Below are 16,683 nucleotides of genomic sequence, written 5' to 3' on the forward strand. Positions count from 1 at the left end.
CTCCTTCAGCGAGGCCGTCGAAGCCTTCGACTACCCACAGGGCGCCATCGTTCGCAAGGTTCAGAAAGAGGGCCGCGTCGCCTTGTGCGGCTACATCCTGCGCCTCTCCAAGGCATTTGGCGGAAAGGCCGTGGCCTTCATCCCCACCACCAAGGACGGCGTCTTCCAAGCCTTCTTCAGACATCAGAAAATAGAAACAGTCGACCTCAACCTCAGCAGACGATAAGTGACAAAACTGTTCGCGATGTCTCCGCACACCTGTTCGCGATGTCCCCGGTCCAAACACCCTACTCCCCTACTCCCCTACTCCCCTACTATCGCACCAGATGCCGGAACGCCGCCACCACATCCTCATAGACATGGCGCTTGAACGGCACGATCAGGTCAGGAAGGTCCTGCATCGGCCGCCATGCCCATTTGTCGAACTCGGCGGTGTGGCCACCCGGCGGCGGATTGATCTGGATCTCGCTGACATCGCCGTGGAAACGAAAGGCGAACCATTTCTGCGTCTGGCCGCGATACCGGCCCTTGAAGGCGATGCCGACGAGATGCTCCGGCAAATCATAGTTGATCCAGTCCGGCGCCTCGGCCAGTAGCGAGACGCCGCGCATGCCGGTCTCCTCATAGAGCTCGCGCTCGGCCGCCTGCAGGGGCTCCTCGCCCTCGTCGATGCCGCCTTGTGGCATCTGCCAGAGCTGCGTCGTGCCGGCAAATTCGCTGTCCGGTTCGGCAATGCGGTGCCCGACCCAGACCAGGCCCTCGGCATTGAGGATCATCAGCCCGACGCAGGGTCGGTAAGGCAGCGTTTCGCGGTCGATTTTGTTCGTCTTTGGCATCAGTCACTCTTTCCAGCCGTCTTCCGAGGGCTAGCCTTTTTGCGGATCGATAGCCACCGCTGAAATCGGCACGATCTCGATGCCGCGCTTCTTGGCCTCGACCACCCAGGATGACACGGTATCGACCGTCAGGTCGAAGGCCGAACCGATGCCGACGGCAGTGCCTTTGGCCCGCGCGGTCGCCTCCAGGCTGTCGAGCTTCTTCAGGATTTCGCCGCGATCCTGCACGGCATCGATCGCCATGTCGCCGGCGACGAAGGGCACGCCGTCCTTCAGCGCCAGATCCGGCGCCAGACTGCGCGACGACGAGCCGTCATCGATATAGGCGAGGCCGCGTTTGCCGAGCTCGGCGATGAACGGCTCCATCGCCGCCGCGTCAGCGGAAAAGCGGGCGCCCATATAGTTCATGACGCCGGTATAGTTGGTCGTCCGCGACAGCGCCCAGTGCAGGCTCTTCAGGTTCTCGTCCGCGCTCGCCGCCACCGTCAGCGTGTTGCGTCCCGGATTGACCTTGGGATAATCGAACGGTTCGAGCGGCACCTGCATGACGATCTCGTGGCCGCTCTGCCTGGCTGCCTGCATCCAGCGGCCGATGCTGTTGCCTTGCGGCGCGAAGGCCAGCGTCACTTCCGCCGGCAGCTTGGCGATGGCCGCCTGGGTGCCGGTCTGCGAAACCGAAAGCCCGCCGATGACGATCGCCACCCGTGCGCCGCGCCCACCCGACCAAGGCCGCGCATAGACGTCGAACGGCCGCCTGCCATCGGCGGCGCGCACCGGCAAAGGCCCGGTCTCGCTGGCCTCGATCAGCGCCTTGTCGGGAATATGCGCGATCTTCAGGTTCTGGCCGACGGTCGACGGGTCGCGAATGACGATCGCTGCCTTGGGCGGCCCATCGCCCTCCTCCGTCTGCACATGGATGATCTGCGGCCCACCTGATTTGACCGGCGCCTCCGGCTTCGGTGCCGCCGGGGCCAATGCAGGCGGCGCGGCGGCAGGTTCGGCCGCCGCGGTCACTTTCGGCGTTGAAACGGCAACCTCTTGCGGCTTACGAAACGGCTTTTCCCTGAGCGCGATCGCGCCGGAGATGCCTGCCACCACCAGCACGGCCACTGTCGCCATGATCGCACCGCCGCTGAGCTTGCCGGCGGCGCGCGGCGGCCGGACTGCCTGTCCGAGCGGGCGTTCGATGTCCTTGCCGATATCAGTCAAGCGTAATCCCCGGGCGCATGGCTCCGAAGGCGAAGCCACTTCGAAACGGCATGCGCGAATTCATCAATCCCGGCGCACCCCCGCGCCATGCCTTGGGAGCTTTGCCTCGCCCCCGAATCAAACTGCCGGAACCTTTCGGTCCCGGCAGCATCGCATTGCTTCCATCATGCTCAAACAGAAAGATGGAGCGGCGCGTGCGCCGCTCCAGATCCCTACTGGTTGAGAACCGCCTTTTGCGGATTGGGCGGGAAGGACGGATCGGTCTTCTGGCCACGCAGCAGCTGCTCGGCATAGATGAGCTGCAGATCGTCCTTCGGATCCGGCGGCACATAGGCCGCAGAGCCCGAACCCGTCGTGCTCTCGTCGGCGCCCTTGATATGGCCCTTGAGATCGGATTCGCCACGCGTCAGATCCCTGCCCTGCAGTTCCGGCGGCAGTGGCTGTTCGACCTTGATGTCGGGCGTGATGCCCTTGCCCTGGATCGACTTGCCGGACGGCGTGTAATAGAGCGCCGTCGTCAGCCTGAGCGCACCATTCTCGCCGAGCGGAATGATGGTCTGCACCGAACCCTTGCCGAAGGACTGCGTGCCGACCACCGTGACGCGGCGCAGGTCCTGCAGCGCGCCGGCGACGATTTCCGAGGCACTGGCCGAACCGCCATTGACCAGGACGATCATCGGCTTGCCGTTGATGTCGTCGACCTGCTTGGGCTTGGCGTCGAAGCGGGTGACGTCCTTGGGGTCGCGGCCGCGCGTCGAGACGATCTCGCCGCGGTTGAGGAAGGCATCGGACACGCTCACCGCCTGGTCGAGCAGGCCACCCGGATTGAGGCGGAGATCCAGAACGTAGCCCTTCAGCTTGTCGTCGGGAATCTGCTTCTTGATGGTGTCGATGGCGTTCTCGAGGTCGTCGTAGGTCTTTTCGGTGAAGGAGGTGATCTTCATGTAGCCGATGTCGTTCTCGACCCGGAACTTGACCGCCTTGACCTTGATGATGTCGCGCACGACCGTCAGTTCGATCGGCTTGTCGGCGCCCTGGCGCAGGATGGTCAGCTTGATCGGCGTGTTGACCAGGCCGCGCATCTTGTCGACCGCATCGTTGAGGGTCAGGCCGCGAACCTCTTCGCCGTCGATCTTGGCGATGTAGTCGCCGGCCAGCACGCCTGCCTTGGCGGCCGGCGTGTCGTCGATCGGCGTGATCACCTTGACCAGATCGTTCTCCATGGTGACTTCGATGCCGAGGCCGCCGAACTCGCCCTTGGTCTGGACGCGCATATCCTGCGCCTGCTCGGCATTCATGTAGGAGGAGTGCGGGTCAAGCGAAGCCAGCATGCCGTTGATGGCATTCTCGACCAGCGACTTGTCGTCGGGCGGCGTCACATACTGTGCCCGCACGCGCTCGAAGATATCGCCGAAGATCGCCAGTTGCTTGTAGGTCTCCGACCCTGCAGCGTTCGCCGCCGAGCCGGGTGCGCCATAGACCAGGCTCATGGCGGACGCGCCCATCAGCGCACCGGCAAACAGAAGCGACAGTTTCCGCATTATTCACGTCCTTCCAGAAAAACGGTCCGCCCACCATGGGGCCGGATCGACGGGTTTTCCATCCTTGCGGAACTCGACATAGAGTTCCGGCGTGGCATTTCCATTCTTCGAAACCGAGGTGCTCGCCACCCGGGCCTCTCCCATCGCACCGATCGGCTCTCCTGCAAGCACTGATTGACCGGTCGCGACGCTGATTCTGCTCATCCCCGCCAAAACGACATGATAGCCGTCGCCTGCGTTCAGGATCAAGAGTTGACCATAAGAGCGAAACGGCCCCGCATAAAGCACATTTCCATCCGCCGGCGCGGTAACGATGGCTCCCGATTGTGTCGCAACCATGTCGCCTAGCATCACCGCGCCGTTACCGTCGTCGGCGCCGAAACGCCGCTTGATGCGGCCGGTCACCGGCAGTGCGATCTGTCCCTGCAGCGCCGAAAAGGGCACCGCGGCGGCAAGTTGGTTGCTTTCCGGAACGGGCAGCGACGCCAGTTCCGCCGGCGCGGATGTCTTGTCGCCATCCGCCGTCTTCTGCTCAGCGGCCTTGGCGGCATCGGCGGCCTTGCGGCTCTTGTCGGCCTGCGCTTCGAGCGAGGCGATCAACTCTTTCAGGCTGCCGGCCTTGGCCGCCAGCGCTTCGGATCGCTGCTTTTCCGCGGCCATTTGCGTTTGCGTGTCGGCTTCGAGCTTCTGCTTGGCCTCCAGCAGCATGCCGAGCCGCTTCTTTTCCGCCGTCTGGTCGCCGACCGCCGCCGTCAGCCGCGCCCGTTCGGCCTCGATCGACGCCGTAATCCTGGTCTGTTCCTTGAGATCGGCAAGCAGGCTATCGGTCTGCTGGCGCAGTTCCGGCACCACCGCGCCGAGCAGGATGGCGCTGCGCACCGACGACAGCGCGTCCTCGGGCTTGACCAGGATCGCCGGCGGCGGGTTGAGGCCCATGCGCTGCAGCGCGCCCAGCACTTCGGCCAGAACGTCGCGCCGCGCCATCAGCGAGGCGCGGATCTTCTGTTCCTGGCCCTTCAACCCTTCCAGCCTGGCGCCGATGTCCTCGATGTCCTGGCCGAGCTTCTGCTCGGTCATCGCCGACTGGATCAATGCGGCGGTGATCGAGGCGTGATCCTTCTTGATCGTCGCGATGTCGGCGGAGAGCTTGGCCAATCGTTCGGACGACAGCGTGATCTCCTTCGAGACCCGTTCGTATTCGGCCCGGCTCTGGTCCGGATCGGGAGCCAGGTCGAGCGTGTTTTCCGCCCGCCCCGCATGCAGCGACAGCACAAGCACCGCCGCCGCCGCGATTCCGCAGCGCGCGCGCCATGAGCCCGTTCTTGATTTTCTGTCTTCAGACATTGAAGCCCGACTCTATGCGTGGCTTCGTTAACGAACGATCAACCATGTTCGAAACCGCCCACTCGATGCAATGTTACGTTGGCATTGGGGCGGAAATCCGGGTGTGTCGCACCAATTCACCGGCTTACGAGCGATGGTAGGGATGTCCCGAAAGGATAGTGGCCACACGATAAAGCTGCTCTCCCAGCATCACGCGCACCAGTTGATGCGGCCATGTCAGCAATCCGAACGACATCACCAGTTCGGCCTGGTCGCGCAGCGACTGATCGTGGCCGTCGGCGCCGCCGATGGCGATGATCAGCGCCTTGCGGCCACCGTCACGCAACAGGCCGAGGCGCCCAGCGAAATCTTCCGAGGAAAAGCTTTTGCCGCGTTCGTCGAGCAGGATCAGCGCGGTGCCGGGCTGCAACTGCGTCTGCAGTTTCTGGCCTTCCTCACGCCGGCGCTCGTTGGCGGTCTGGCCGCGCCCCTCGGCTATTTCGGCAATGCCGCCAAATTCAAGCCCCACCGCCGGGCCGCTCTTGGCGAAGCGCTCGAAATAGCGGTCGGCCAGCAGCTTCTCGGGGCCGGCTTTCATCCGGCCCACGGCATGAACTGATATCTTCATCCTTGCCTTGTAAGCCGCGCGAACGACTTAGTGGAGCGTTTCTTCCTCGAGGTCCGGCGCCTGCCACATCTTTTCGAGATTGTAGAATTCGCGGACTTCGGGGCGGAAGACATGGACGATGATGTCGCCAGAATCGATCAGGACCCAGTCGGCGCCGGACAGCCCCTCGACGCGCGCGGTGCCGAGACCGGCATCCTTGATCGCTTTGAGAAGATGATCGGCGACAGCCGCGACATGACGGTGCGATCGGCCCGAAGCGACGACCATATAGTCGCCGAGGCTCGATTTCCCCTGGATGTCGATGGAGACAATGTTTTCGGCCTTGGAGTCTTCCAGACTGGCAAGGACTGTCTTGATGGCGCGGGACACGGCGTCGTCTACGCTGACCCTGGCCGGCGAAGGCATGATATCGGCCTTCTTCCGCAGTGCTGTTCTCAGTGTATTTCCTTTCGCAGCAAGAACAACCAAATCACCCCTTGAAGCAGGTGACACCACTTAGATAGGCAGAGTTCCCTGACAGTTTCAAGACGGGACCCTGCCTCGCACGAACGTATTGTCGCTCCTGTGGTTCCGCCGCACACCGGAAAAGATCGGAACCCTCGCCGTCGGCATGGGTTATCGGCTCACCGACCAACCGGATTTCCCCCATGCCGATCGACCCGCAAAACGCCTTCCTCAGCGTCCAGGCTGGCCTCGCCCAACTGAGCACGCTGATTGTTTCCTACTCCTTCTCAGCCATCGGTGCCGTTATCCTCTTGATCGTCGGTTATATCGTCGCCGGCCTTGCCGAACGTTCGATCTTCGCCGGTCTCGGCCATATCCATGGTTTCGACGCGACGTTGCGGCATTTCTTCTCCAAGATCGTCCGCTATGCCATCCTGATCCTCGTCACCATCATGGTGCTCGGCCAGTTCGGCGTGCAGACGGCCTCGATCATTGCCGCGATCGGTGCCATTGGCCTCGCCATCGGCCTGGCGTTGCAAGGCACACTGCAGAACATCGCGGCCGGCATCATGCTTCTGGCACTGCGGCCGTTTCGCATCGGCGAGTCCGTCGAGGTCGGTTCGATTGCCGGTACGATCGAGGAGATCGGCCTGTTCGCAACCAAGCTCAGGACGGCCGACGGGGTCTACATATTGGCGCCCAACTCGACGCTATGGAACCAGCCGGTGCGCAACTTTTCGCGCAATGGCGTGCGCCGTAGCGACATCACACTCAGCATCGGCTCCTGGAACGACATCGACAGGGCCCAAAAGACCTTGCTTGCCATTGCCGCCGCCGAACGGCGGGTCAAGCGTGAGCCGGCACCGATCGCTTTCGTCGCGACATTGGGCGACAGCACTGTTTCGATTGCCTTGCGCTACTGGACATCGTCGGCCGACTTCTTCGCTACCCAGACCGATCTCACCAAGCGCGCCAAACAGGAATTCGATAGCGAAGGCATATCGATCCCGCTGCCGCCACCGGAGGCCCCGTCGCCGGAAGCCCGTCGACAATAGTCGGGTGGCTCAGTGCCGGCCCTCATCGTCCGGTGCGAAGGCGAGTTCGACCGGCAACGGCGCCTGCGCCGTCATCGGTGCGAAACTGCCGGTTTCGCCGACCGGGACCGCACGCGTCGTGAACACACGCAAAAGCACGAACAGGCAGAAGGCTGCGGCGATGAGAACAGCCACATAGATGAAAGCCTGCGTTCCGAAGACGGCCGACAGCGCCGTCACGATGCCGGGCACGACGAAGCCCGACAGCGACCAGGCAAACAAAAGCGAACTGGACAGCGCCACCATGTCGTCCTTGCCGGCGCGGTCGGCGGCGTGCGCACTGGCCAGCGAATAGATCGATTCCGAAGCGCCGTCCCACACGATATAGATCACAACCAACGCGGCCAGCGCGCCGCCATCGAACCCGAGTGCAAACAGGCCGGCGACCATGGCGAGCGCGGATGCGGCGATCAGCACATAGCGGCGGTCGGTTCGGTCGGAAATCCAGCCAAGCGGGATCTGCAGGATCAGCGTGCCGAGAGGCATCGCCGAAAGCAGCAGCGCCACGTCGTCCTGGCTGTAGCCCTTGGCCGTGGCGTGGATCGGCGCGAAGCCAGCAATCGACATGGACAGGCCGCCGACGGCAAGCATGCCGGCGACGCCGACCGGTGAAACCCGCCAGGCACGGCGCAGCGCCACCGAGGCCGCCTGCGGCGCCGGCGGCTGGGCAAGTTTGGTCATCCCGACAGGGAGGATCGACAGCGCGGTGAAGACGATGCCGATCAGCGGCGCATCCGCTGTCCTGATATCGACCAGCGCCAGCGTCGCGTAGCCGACGCCGAGCCCGGCGACATAGGCAACGTAGAAGAAAGCCATCACCCGGCCGCGGATGGCGTTGGCAACCGCATCGTTCAGCCAGCTCTGCGCGACGATGAACAGGCCGCATATGGCAAAGCCGTAGAGCGCGCGGGCGGCTATCCACAGCAGCGGAAGGACCCCGGCGCCGACAGCGGCGTTGGCCAGCGCGATCAGCGCCGACAGCACCATGAAGGCGCGGGCATGGCCGACCCTTCGCACCAGCGGTCCGGTCAAGATGCAGCCGGCGAGCCCGCCGGCCGAAAGCCCGGTGATGATCAGCCCGGCCCAGGTCGGATCGAAACCCTCGGCGCCAAGCCGGACCGGGATGTAGGCAAACATCAGCCCGTTGCCGACGGCAATCAGCGCCATCGACACGATGACGCTGGCAATCGCGATCAGCGGCGTGGGCTCGGCGCCCTGCTCGGCTTCGCTGCGGTTTTTCCTGGGAATCGACATGCCTGCTCAGGATTGCCCATGGAACGGGCAAAGGAAGCGATAAAAGCGACATGGCCGGGCGGCCGGGCTCACCCCTTCGCCAGCTTGCGGATCGCGCTCGATGACAGCGACGAGCGCGGGCCGTGAATGAAGGTCCAGGCCGGCGCCTTCATGCGGGCAAGCCGCGGCGCATCGCCCTCGTCGATGCGGGCATAGTCGAAGGTCTTGGCGACGACCGAGGACAGGAACGACAGCGTCGCGCCCGGGCGGTCGATGACGGCGATCGGGAAGGTCATGACGATCTCGCGCCAGCGCTGCCAACGATGGAAATCGCGCAGGCTGTCGGCACCCATGATCCAGACGAAATCGACACCAGGGTTGCGCGCCTTGACCAGCGCCAGCGTATCGGCGGTGTAGCGGACGTGATGGGCGGCTTCGAAAGCGGTGACCTTGATCTTCGGGTTCTTGGCGATCTGTTCCGACAGCTGCAGCCGTTCGCCCAGCGGCGCCAACTCCCTGGTGTTCTTCAGCGGATTGCCGGGCGTCACCATCCACCACAACTGGTCGAGCGCCAGGCGTCTGAGCGCGATCTCGGCGACCAGCGCATGGCCGGCATGCGGCGGATTGAACGAACCGCCGAACAGGCCGACGGCAAGGCCTTTCTCGGCGTGCGGCATTTTGAAATAGTGGGAGGGGATAGCCTCCTTACCCTCCCCCTTGTGGGGAGGGTCGATCCGCGAAGCGGNGNGGGGTGGGGGTATCGCGGAATTCAGCGTCGTCCCCCCACCCGGCTCGCTATGCTCGCCGCCCTCCCCACAAGGGGAAGGGTAAGACCAGCGCTCAAGGTCTCACCTGTCCCGACCCGCGCACACGGTATTTGAACGACGTCAGCTGTTCGACGCCCACCGGTCCGCGCGCATGCATCTTGCCGGTGGCGATGCCGATCTCGGCGCCCATGCCGAATTCGCCGCCGTCGGCGAACTGCGTCGATGCGTTGTGCAGCAGGATCGCCGAATCGATCTCGTTGAAAAACCGCTCGACGGCTTGCGCATCCTCGGCGACGATCGCCTCGGTGTGATGCGAGGAAAACGTCTCGATATGCTCGATCGCACCACCGATACCGTCGACCAGTTTTACCGCGATGATGGCATCGAGATATTCTGTCACCCAATCGGCATCGGTCGCCGGTTTGGCGTCGAAAAACACTTTCAGCACCTCGGTATCGGCATGGATTTCGCAGCCGGCCGCGCGCAGCGCGTCGAGGATCGGCACCAGATGCGTGGAGGCAACCGCCCGGTCGACGAGCAGCGTCTCGGCGGCACCGCAGACGCCGGTGCGCCGCATCTTGGCGTTGACGGCGATCCGCACCGCCATATCGAGCTTGGCGGAACGGTCGATGTAGAGATGGCAGATGCCTTCGAGATGCGCGAAGACCGGGACCCGCGCCTCGGCCTGCACCCGTCCGACCAGGCTTTTGCCGCCGCGCGGGATAATGACGTCGAGGTTGCCGCCCAACCCCTTCAGCATCTCGCCGACGGCGGCGCGGTCGGTGGTCGGCACCAGCTGGATGGCATCCTCCGGCAGGCCCGCTTGCTTCAGCCCTTCGACCAGGCAGGCGTGGATGGCGGCCGAGGAATTGAGCGAATCCGAACCGCCGCGCAGGATCACCGGATTGCCGGCCTTGAGGCACAGCGCGCCGGCATCGGCGGTGACGTTCGGGCGGCTCTCATAGATGACGCCGACGACGCCGAGCGACGTGCGCACGCGCTCGATATGCAGACCGTTCGGCCGGTCCCACTGCGCGATCACGTCGCCAACCGGATCCCGCAGCGCGGCGATTTCGCGGATGCCGTCGGCCATGGCGCGGATGCGCGCCGGATCGAGCTTCAGCCGGTCCATGAAGGAGGTGGAAAGCCCGGATTCATGACCATTCGAAACATCGATGGCGTTGGCGTCGAGAATGTCCTGCTCACGGGCCACGATCGCCTCGGCCATGGCCAGCAGTGCGGCGTTCTTGGCGGCGGTCGTGGCAATGGCCAGCGGCCGGGCGGCAGCCCGGGCGCGCCGGCCGATATCGGCCATCAGCGCGACAGTGTCATCCCCGGATTTTTCATGCAGTTTCAGCATGGCTCATCCTCCGCTTACATCGCCACCAACCGTGACTTGGTCACCGGCCCCTGTTTGGTCGCCGGCCCGTACTTGGTCACCCGAATGGCTCACCACAAGGTCGTCGCGGTGGATCATCGCCGAACGCGCCTCGTAGCCGAGCACGGTTTCGATCTCGGCCGTCTTCAGGCCCGCGATCCTTACGGCATCGGCGGCATCATAGGCAACCAGCCCGCGCGCGATCTCGCGGCCCTCGGGCGACAGGATCGCCACCGTGTCGCCGCGCGAGAAATTGCCGCTGACCAGCTTGACGCCGGCCGGCAGCAACGATTTGCCCGACAGCAGCGCGCCGATGGCGCCGGCATCGACCGTAAGCCGGCCGGCCGGCTCGAGCTGGCCGGCGATCCAGGTTTTGTAGCCCTTGACCGGGTTGCTGCTCGGCCGAAAGAAAGTAGCGCGCTCGCCGCGTTCGATCGCCATCAGCGGCGACAGCCGAGTGCCCGACGTGATGATCATCGCGGTGCCGGCGGCGGTGGCGATCTTGCCGGCATCGAGCTTCGTGCGCATGCCGCCGCGCGACAGCTCGGAAGCGGCCGCACCCGCCATCGCCTCGATATCAGGCGTGATGCGGTCGACCACCGGAATGAATTTGGCGTTGGGGTCGCGCGCCGGCGGCGCGGTGTAGAGCCCGTCGATGTCGGAAAGCAGCACCAAAAGATCGGCGCCCATCATGGTGGCGACGCGGGCCGCCAGCCGGTCATTGTCGCCGTAGCGGATTTCGGAAGTCGCCACCGTGTCGTTCTCGTTGATGACCGGCACTGCCTTCATCTTCAAGAGTGTCGAGATCGTCGCCCGCGCGTTGAGATAGCGGCGGCGCTCCTCGGTGTCGCCGAGCGTCAGCAGGATCTGGCCCGATTTCAGGCTGCCCTTGCCGAGCGCGTCCGACCAGGCGCCGGCCAGCGCGATCTGTCCCACGGCTGCCGCCGCCTGGCTCTCCTCCAGTTTCAGGGCTCGCTTGCCGAGGCCAAGGATGGTGCGGCCAAGCGCGATAGCGCCGGACGAGACGACGAGGATTTCAGCGCCGCCCTGGGCCAGCCCGGCAATGTCGTCGGCGAGCGAAGCCAGCCAGTCGCGCTTCAGGCCCGTCGCGCGGTCGACGAGCAGCGCCGATCCGATCTTGACGGTGATGCGCCGATATTTTCTCAGCGACTGCATGACCCTATTTGTCCCAGCGCGTCTCGACCGGCGCCGCGATCTGCGCGCGCGCCTCAGCAATCACCGCCATCAGCGCCCGCTGCACCGCCTCGACGCCCTCGCCGGTGACCGCCGACAACAGCATCGGCGCGCGGCCGGCAGCGCGTTTCAGCGAGGCGACCTTCTTCTTGCGCGCATCGGCGTCGAGCGTGTCGACCTGGGAAAGCGCCAGGATCTCGACCTTGTCGGTGAGGCCATGGCCATAGGCGTCGAGCTCGGCTCGCACGGTCTTGTAGGCCTTGCCCGGATTTTCCTCCTGCGCCGAAACCAGATGCAGCAGCACACGCGTGCGCTCGACGTGGCCAAGGAAGCGATCGCCGATGCCGACGCCCTCATGCGCGCCTTCGATGAGGCCCGGAATGTCGGCGATGACGAATTCGCGCGCGTCGATGCGGGCAACGCCGAGGCCGGGATGCAGCGTCGTGAAGGGATAGTCGGCGATCTTCGGCTTGGCTGCGGTGACCGCCGCCAGGAATGTCGACTTGCCGGCATTGGGCAGCCCGACCAGCCCGGCATCGGCGATCAGCTTCAGCCGCAGCCAGATGTTGAGCTCTTGCCCCGGCAGGCCGGGATTCGCGCGGCGCGGCGCCTGGTTCGTCGAGGTCTTGAAATGCTGGTTGCCGAAACCGCCATTGCCGCCCTTGGCCAGCAGAAAGCGCTGTCCGACCACGGTCAGGTCGCAGATCAGCGTCTCGTTGTCTTCTTCGAACACCTGCGTTCCGGCCGGCACTTTCAGCGTGACGTCGGCGCCCTTGGCTCCGGTCATGTTGCGGCCCATGCCGTGGACGCCGGTCTTGGCCTTGAAATGCTGCTGATACCGGTAGTCGATCAGCGTGTTCAGCCCGTCGACCGCCTCCAGCCAGACATCGCCGCCGCGGCCGCCGTCGCCGCCATCCGGCCCGCCGAACTCGATGAATTTTTCGCGCCGGAACGACACCGAACCGGCGCCGCCGTCACCGGAGCGGATGTATACCTTGGCTTGATCGAGAAATTTCATGAGATTGTACAGTTTCTACTAGTGGCTTTGCGGCATTGCTCTAAACCTTGGCCCTTGCTCTAAACCAAGGCGCGGCGAAGGGCGAGGCCGTTTTGTGACAATGGCCATGTGGGGTTGGCCGGAGAGACGTCGGAATGAAGCTTGTAACCTACAACATCCAGTACGGCATCGGCCTCGACGGGCAGTACGATGTCGGGCGCATCGCCGATGCCGTGCGCGGCGCCGACGTGATCGCTTTGCAGGAGGTGACCCGCAACAATCCTCGGAATGGCGGCCGCGACATGGTCGCCGAGATCGGCGAGGCGCTGCCCGACTATTTCGCCGTCTATGGCAGCAATTTCGAGGCCAATATCGGTTCGCACATCGACAACGGCCGTGCCGTGACGAAAACCTTCCAGCTCGGCAACATGGTGCTGTCTAGGACGCCCATTCATCTGTCGCGCAACCTGCTTTTGCCGCGCAGCCGCAGCTTCGAGATGATGAACTTCCAGCGCGGCGCGCTGGAAGCGCTGATCGAGACGCCGCTTGGTTTCATCCGCTTCTATTCCATCCATCTCGATCACCGCAGCCCCCTCGAACGCGCCAGCCAGATCCAGTTCCTGCGCCAACGCATGCTGAACTATGCGCTCGAAGGCGGAGCACTGTCCGGCGTCGCCGAGATCGGCCTGCCGGAACTGCCGCATCCCGAAGCCTTTGTCGGCATGGGCGATTTCAACATGCTGGCCGGCTCACCCGAATATGTCGAACTCGCCGGCCGGCCGGACCATGAATTCGGCATGCCGCTGACCGCCGACTTCGCCGTCGATGCCGCCTTGCGGCTGAACGCCACCGGCGACGATCTCATCAGTTGGGTCGATCCCAAGCAACCCACCGATCCCAGCCGGCACAAGCGCATCGATTATATCTTTACCAGCGCTTCGCTTGCCAGATCCCTGCAGCGTCTGTGGGTCGACCGAAAGGCAGTCGGCTCGGACCATCTGCCGGTGTGGGCCGAACTGGGCTGATGGCCATTCATCTGGCGGCGTTTTCGCGTTCGACGATCGCCATCATGATCGTATCGCGGTATTCCCCGTCGACATGGACGGCATCGCGCTGCACGCCCTCCCTGACAAACCCGACCTTGTCGTAGAGAGAGATGGCGCGAGCATTGTCGGAATGCACGGAGAGTTCGATGCGGACGAAACCGGCCCTGCGCGCTTGCGCCAAGGTTGCATTGATGAGCCGCAGTCCAAGCCCTCGCCCCCGATAGGGAGGAACAATCCCCATCCCGAGGGAGCCGCGATGGGCATGGATGAGCCGATCATGGCGTGAGATGTCGCACCAGCCGACGACCTCGCCACGAACAACGGCCACGAACCCCGGATCGCCTCTCCCGATACGATCCATTGCGAAACTTCTGACTTGATCCAGCGGTGGCGCCTCAAGGAAGGACAAGTACTTTCGCTCACGCGCTACGACATCGAGCGCGCGATGAAAGCTTTCGATATCCCCAGGCGTCATCGGCGCGATCGCGGCCGTTTCAATATCGCTGCTGTCGACCATTGGCTTGACCGCCGTCATCCATCAGAAATGCACCCAGTTCCGCAGGCTGGTCCAGGTCTTGCGATCGAGCCGGTAGCGCTCGACGGGAACCTGGCCGGCGACGATCGAGTTCAGCATGCCCTGGCCGGCATACTGGAACCCGCATTTGTGGATGACGCGGCGCGAGGCCGGATTGATGACCCGCGTCGAGGCATGCAGGACCTGGATCGACGTCCTCTGGAAGGCGAGATCGACCAGCGCGTGCGCTGCTTCCGTCGCATAGCCCTTCTTCCAGTGCGGCTCGCCGATCCAGTAACCGAGCTCCAGCCCGCGATCGGTGGTGTTGAGGCCGGCGCAGCCGACGAAGGTGTCGGTGCCAGCCAGCGTCAGGGCATAAGCAATGCCGGCCCGACGCGATTTGGTCATGGCCAGGAAAGCGCGCGCCTCGGCCTCGCCATAGGGGTGCGGCATGCGTGCCAGCATTTCGGCGACATGGCGGTTGTCGGCAAGCTCGACCAGCTGCGCGATATCGCCCTCGTGTGGCGCCCGCATCACCAGCCGCTCGGTGACCAGCACCGGGCAGTCTATCGCGTAACTTTCGTCTTCTGAGTCTTCCGCTTCGGCAACCATTTGAAAGTCCTCCAGGCACAAGAAAAAGGGGAGATGGAAACCCATCTCCCCTGATCCTTTTCCTGGCTTTGCCAGACACCGGTTCCCGAGATGGGCGCCGGTGTTCTAGTGCGGAACCGGCTACTCCGCGGCTTTGGCAATCGGGTTGACCGATACGTAGGTTCGGCCGTTGGCTTTTTTGTTGAACGTCACGGCGCCGGTCTCGAGCGCAAAAAGCGTATGGTCCGTGCCCATGCCGACATTGACGCCGGGATGCCACGTGGTGCCGCGTTGACGAATGATGATGTTGCCCGGGATGACGGCTTCGCCGCCGAACTTCTTCACGCCCAGACGCTTGGAATGCGAGTCGCGACCGTTGCGCGACGAGCCGCCAGCTTTCTTGTGTGCCATCTAACTAACTCCGTTGCGCCGCAAGGCGCCTAAAAGGCCTTATGAACGCGTTCGCGTTCCGTTTCAAGTCCGATCCGGCGACCTGGTCGCCAGAAAATTACTTCGCCGCCAATTCCTTGGCCTGCTCGCGCCAGTCCTTGATCTGGTCGGCGCTGAAGGGCATGTGCTCGTCGATCTTGGCGACATCCTTGTCGGTCAGCTTGGCGAGCTGCGCGAAGGTGATGATGCCCTGCTCGTTGAGATCCTTGGCCGCGACCGGGCCGATGCCCTTGATCACGGTCAGATCGTCCGGCTCACCCTTGGGCGCCTTGAACAGCGGCGCTGCCGCGGTCTCGGCTGCCTTTGTCTCGGCTGCCTTGGCCTTGGGCTCCTTCTTCGGCGCGGCTTCCGCCTGCACCTCGGTGGCGGCCTCGGCCTTCACCTTCTTCGGCGCCTTGACCGCTGCCGTCTTCGTCGGCTTGGCGCCACCCAGCAGGATCTCGGAGATCCGCACGGTGGTCAAAAGCTGGCGATGGCCGATCTTGCGGCGCGAATTCTGCCGGCGGCGCTTCTTGAAGGCGATGACGGTGCGGTTCTTGCCCTGCTCGACGACTTCGGCGGTGACCACCGCGCCGTCGACGAACGGCGCGCCGAACGTGACATTCTCGCCTTCGCCATGTGCGAGGACGTGGCCGATCTCGACCATATCGCCGACAGCGGCTTCGAGTTTTTCGATCTTCAGGAGATCGTTGGCGGCAACGCGATACTGCTTGCCACCCGTTTTAATGACTGCGAACATTTTTTGCCTTTCGCTGTTCGGTCGGCCTTGATGAGCCGCCTCTGGCGGTTCAGCCGTCTTTTTGTCAGTCTGCGGGTTCAAAAAACAAGCGGCGCGGAAGAACCCTCCACGCCGATTGCGCGCTGTCCCTAACCGAAGGTTGAGTGCGAGTCAAGGCAAACAGCTGTTGTCGGGACTGTTGTTGGCGGCCGAAGGATCGAGCGTGTCAGCACGACTGCACGACGTGACCATCGTCGAGGCAAGCACGCGTGACTGGTTACCAACCTACCCAGGCCTCGCCGCCGCTGAACCGTCGCGAATCCGCTGCTTGTCCGGCAAGCCAAATAACTGACGGATTGGCCTTGTAACCTGCCCGTTCAGCCGTTATCTAGTGCGCCGCGCCGGCAACGGCCGACCATGACCGCGGAGAGGTGGCAGAGTGGTCGAATGCACCGCACTCGAAATGCGGCATGGGTGCAAGCCCATCGGGGGTTCGAATCCCTCCCTCTCCGCCATTCAATCCCGAGAAAACCGGACATTTCCTGGGCCGCCTGCCGCATATCCGCAGCAGGACAAAGCCGCCCTAGCCGGGACACTCTGGCCTTCGCGGAGGCCGTAAAGCTTCGGCGATGGGCAGGCCCATTCGGCATCTCCGCACATCGCTTCTGTCCGCAAGCGCAGCCATGCCGCTGTGAATTTACCAGCCGGTTTAGCCCAAAT

At 63.9% G+C, this 16,683-nt stretch carries 17 protein-coding genes, 1 tRNA gene and 1 pseudogene; 4 read left to right on the top strand and 15 right to left on the bottom strand.

Features of this window, described 5'->3' with window-relative positions; all coding sequences use genetic code 11:
* Positions 1 to 226, top strand: a pseudogene (locus M729_RS1000000138980) (IS481 family transposase); the annotation flags it as partial.
* 88 nt (positions 227 to 314) lie between these two features.
* Here M729_RS1000000138980 and M729_RS0127125 read toward each other — a convergent pair.
* The 6 genes from M729_RS0127125 to rsfS all read right to left on the bottom strand — a co-directional run bounded on the left by M729_RS0127125 (position 315) and on the right by rsfS (position 5,942).
* Positions 315 to 836, bottom strand: coding sequence for an RNA pyrophosphohydrolase (locus M729_RS0127125; protein WP_013529078.1), 522 nt, complete (start codon positions 834 to 836; stop codon positions 315 to 317).
* 30 nt (positions 837 to 866) lie between these two features.
* Positions 867 to 2,045 carry a divergent polysaccharide deacetylase family protein gene (locus M729_RS0127130; protein ID WP_027163441.1) on the bottom strand — a complete coding sequence of 393 codons (1,179 nt, stop codon included), beginning with the start codon at positions 2,043 to 2,045 and terminating at the stop codon, positions 867 to 869.
* A gap of 212 nt (positions 2,046 to 2,257) precedes the next feature.
* Complete coding sequence (locus M729_RS0127135; RefSeq protein ID WP_024502881.1) at positions 2,258 to 3,589, bottom strand: S41 family peptidase; 1,332 nt, start codon at positions 3,587 to 3,589, stop codon at positions 2,258 to 2,260.
* Positions 3,590 to 4,930: a murein hydrolase activator EnvC gene (locus tag M729_RS0127140; protein ID WP_027163442.1), complete on the bottom strand. Its 1,341-nt coding sequence runs from the start codon at positions 4,928 to 4,930 to the stop codon at positions 3,590 to 3,592.
* Between the two features lie 124 nt (positions 4,931 to 5,054).
* Complete coding sequence (gene rlmH, locus M729_RS0127145) at positions 5,055 to 5,537, bottom strand: 23S rRNA (pseudouridine(1915)-N(3))-methyltransferase RlmH (protein ID WP_013529074.1); 483 nt, start codon at positions 5,535 to 5,537, stop codon at positions 5,055 to 5,057.
* A 27-nt stretch (positions 5,538 to 5,564) separates the two neighbouring features.
* Complete coding sequence (rsfS, locus tag M729_RS0127150; protein ID WP_027163443.1) at positions 5,565 to 5,942, bottom strand: ribosome silencing factor; 378 nt, start codon at positions 5,940 to 5,942, stop codon at positions 5,565 to 5,567.
* Between the two features lie 242 nt (positions 5,943 to 6,184).
* Between rsfS and M729_RS0127155 the strand changes: the two genes are divergently transcribed.
* Positions 6,185 to 7,036: a mechanosensitive ion channel domain-containing protein gene (locus tag M729_RS0127155; protein ID WP_013529072.1), complete on the top strand. Its 852-nt coding sequence runs from the start codon at positions 6,185 to 6,187 to the stop codon at positions 7,034 to 7,036.
* Between the two features lie 9 nt (positions 7,037 to 7,045).
* Here M729_RS0127155 and M729_RS0127160 read toward each other — a convergent pair whose 3' ends face one another.
* The 5 genes from M729_RS0127160 to obgE all read right to left on the bottom strand — a co-directional run bounded on the left by M729_RS0127160 (position 7,046) and on the right by obgE (position 12,665).
* Positions 7,046 to 8,329 carry an MFS transporter gene (locus M729_RS0127160; RefSeq protein WP_027163444.1) on the bottom strand — a complete coding sequence of 428 codons (1,284 nt, stop codon included), beginning with the start codon at positions 8,327 to 8,329 and terminating at the stop codon, positions 7,046 to 7,048.
* A gap of 68 nt (positions 8,330 to 8,397) precedes the next feature.
* Positions 8,398 to 8,985 carry a nicotinate-nucleotide adenylyltransferase gene (locus M729_RS0127165; protein ID WP_013529070.1) on the bottom strand — a complete coding sequence of 196 codons (588 nt, stop codon included), beginning with the start codon at positions 8,983 to 8,985 and terminating at the stop codon, positions 8,398 to 8,400.
* Positions 8,986 to 9,148: 163 nt separating this feature from the next.
* Complete coding sequence (locus M729_RS0127170) at positions 9,149 to 10,435, bottom strand: glutamate-5-semialdehyde dehydrogenase (RefSeq protein WP_027163445.1); 1,287 nt, start codon at positions 10,433 to 10,435, stop codon at positions 9,149 to 9,151.
* 3 nt (positions 10,436 to 10,438) lie between these two features.
* Entirely contained in the window at positions 10,439 to 11,629 is a 1,191-nt protein-coding gene (proB, locus tag M729_RS0127175) for a glutamate 5-kinase (protein WP_013529068.1), read from the bottom strand.
* A gap of 4 nt (positions 11,630 to 11,633) precedes the next feature.
* On the bottom strand, positions 11,634 to 12,665 hold the full coding sequence (obgE, locus tag M729_RS0127180) for a GTPase ObgE (RefSeq protein WP_013529067.1): 1,032 nt from the start codon (positions 12,663 to 12,665) through the stop codon (positions 11,634 to 11,636).
* 134 nt (positions 12,666 to 12,799) lie between these two features.
* Between obgE and M729_RS0127185 the strand changes: the two genes are divergently transcribed.
* The gene (locus M729_RS0127185; protein ID WP_027163446.1) at positions 12,800 to 13,669 is read left to right on the top strand and encodes an endonuclease/exonuclease/phosphatase family protein; all 870 of its coding nucleotides are present in this window, start codon (positions 12,800 to 12,802) and stop codon (positions 13,667 to 13,669) included.
* Between the two features lie 7 nt (positions 13,670 to 13,676).
* Here the strand turns inward: M729_RS0127185 and M729_RS0127190 are convergent, their stop codons facing one another.
* From M729_RS0127190 to M729_RS0127205, 4 genes are all read right to left on the bottom strand, one after another.
* On the bottom strand, positions 13,677 to 14,207 hold the full coding sequence (locus tag M729_RS0127190; RefSeq protein WP_027163447.1) for a GNAT family protein: 531 nt from the start codon (positions 14,205 to 14,207) through the stop codon (positions 13,677 to 13,679).
* Between the two features lie 21 nt (positions 14,208 to 14,228).
* Positions 14,229 to 14,816 (bottom strand): GNAT family protein, encoded by a 588-nt coding sequence (locus tag M729_RS0127195; RefSeq protein WP_024502874.1) that lies wholly within the window; start codon positions 14,814 to 14,816, stop codon positions 14,229 to 14,231.
* A gap of 120 nt (positions 14,817 to 14,936) precedes the next feature.
* On the bottom strand, positions 14,937 to 15,206 hold the full coding sequence (gene rpmA / locus M729_RS0127200) for a 50S ribosomal protein L27 (protein WP_013529063.1): 270 nt from the start codon (positions 15,204 to 15,206) through the stop codon (positions 14,937 to 14,939).
* A gap of 97 nt (positions 15,207 to 15,303) precedes the next feature.
* Positions 15,304 to 15,984 (bottom strand): 50S ribosomal protein L21, encoded by a 681-nt coding sequence (locus tag M729_RS0127205; RefSeq protein WP_013529062.1) that lies wholly within the window; start codon positions 15,982 to 15,984, stop codon positions 15,304 to 15,306.
* A gap of 404 nt (positions 15,985 to 16,388) precedes the next feature.
* Here M729_RS0127205 and M729_RS0127210 point away from each other — a divergent pair.
* Positions 16,389 to 16,478: transfer RNA gene (locus M729_RS0127210), tRNA-Ser, on the top strand.
* The last annotated feature ends 205 nt before the right edge of the window (positions 16,479 to 16,683 follow it).

Source organism: Mesorhizobium sp. WSM1293 (assembly GCF_000513875.1).
Classification (GTDB): Bacteria; Pseudomonadota; Alphaproteobacteria; order Rhizobiales; family Rhizobiaceae; genus Mesorhizobium; species Mesorhizobium ciceri.

Excerpts from the sequence above, each read along its gene's own strand:
- M729_RS0127125 (WP_013529078.1), bottom strand. The coding sequence starts at position 836 with ATGCCAAAGACGAACAAAATCGACCGCGAAACGCTGCCTTACCGACCC.
- M729_RS0127140 (WP_027163442.1), bottom strand. The coding sequence starts at position 4,930 with ATGTCTGAAGACAGAAAATCAAGAACGGGCTCATGGCGCGCGCGCTGC.
- rlmH (WP_013529074.1), bottom strand. The coding sequence starts at position 5,537 with ATGAAGATATCAGTTCATGCCGTGGGCCGGATGAAAGCCGGCCCCGAG.
- rsfS (WP_027163443.1), bottom strand. The coding sequence starts at position 5,942 with ATGCCTTCGCCGGCCAGGGTCAGCGTAGACGACGCCGTGTCCCGCGCC.
- M729_RS0127155 (WP_013529072.1), top strand. The coding sequence starts at position 6,185 with ATGCCGATCGACCCGCAAAACGCCTTCCTCAGCGTCCAGGCTGGCCTC.
- M729_RS0127160 (WP_027163444.1), bottom strand. The coding sequence starts at position 8,329 with ATGTCGATTCCCAGGAAAAACCGCAGCGAAGCCGAGCAGGGCGCCGAG.
- M729_RS0127165 (WP_013529070.1), bottom strand. The coding sequence starts at position 8,985 with ATGCCGCACGCCGAGAAAGGCCTTGCCGTCGGCCTGTTCGGCGGTTCG.
- M729_RS0127170 (WP_027163445.1), bottom strand. The coding sequence starts at position 10,435 with ATGCTGAAACTGCATGAAAAATCCGGGGATGACACTGTCGCGCTGATG.
- proB (WP_013529068.1), bottom strand. The coding sequence starts at position 11,629 with ATGCAGTCGCTGAGAAAATATCGGCGCATCACCGTCAAGATCGGATCG.
- obgE (WP_013529067.1), bottom strand. The coding sequence starts at position 12,665 with ATGAAATTTCTCGATCAAGCCAAGGTATACATCCGCTCCGGTGACGGC.
- M729_RS0127185 (WP_027163446.1), top strand. The coding sequence starts at position 12,800 with ATGAAGCTTGTAACCTACAACATCCAGTACGGCATCGGCCTCGACGGG.
- M729_RS0127190 (WP_027163447.1), bottom strand. The coding sequence starts at position 14,207 with ATGGTCGACAGCAGCGATATTGAAACGGCCGCGATCGCGCCGATGACG.
- M729_RS0127195 (WP_024502874.1), bottom strand. The coding sequence starts at position 14,816 with ATGGTTGCCGAAGCGGAAGACTCAGAAGACGAAAGTTACGCGATAGAC.
- rpmA (WP_013529063.1), bottom strand. The coding sequence starts at position 15,206 with ATGGCACACAAGAAAGCTGGCGGCTCGTCGCGCAACGGTCGCGACTCG.
- M729_RS0127205 (WP_013529062.1), bottom strand. The coding sequence starts at position 15,984 with ATGTTCGCAGTCATTAAAACGGGTGGCAAGCAGTATCGCGTTGCCGCC.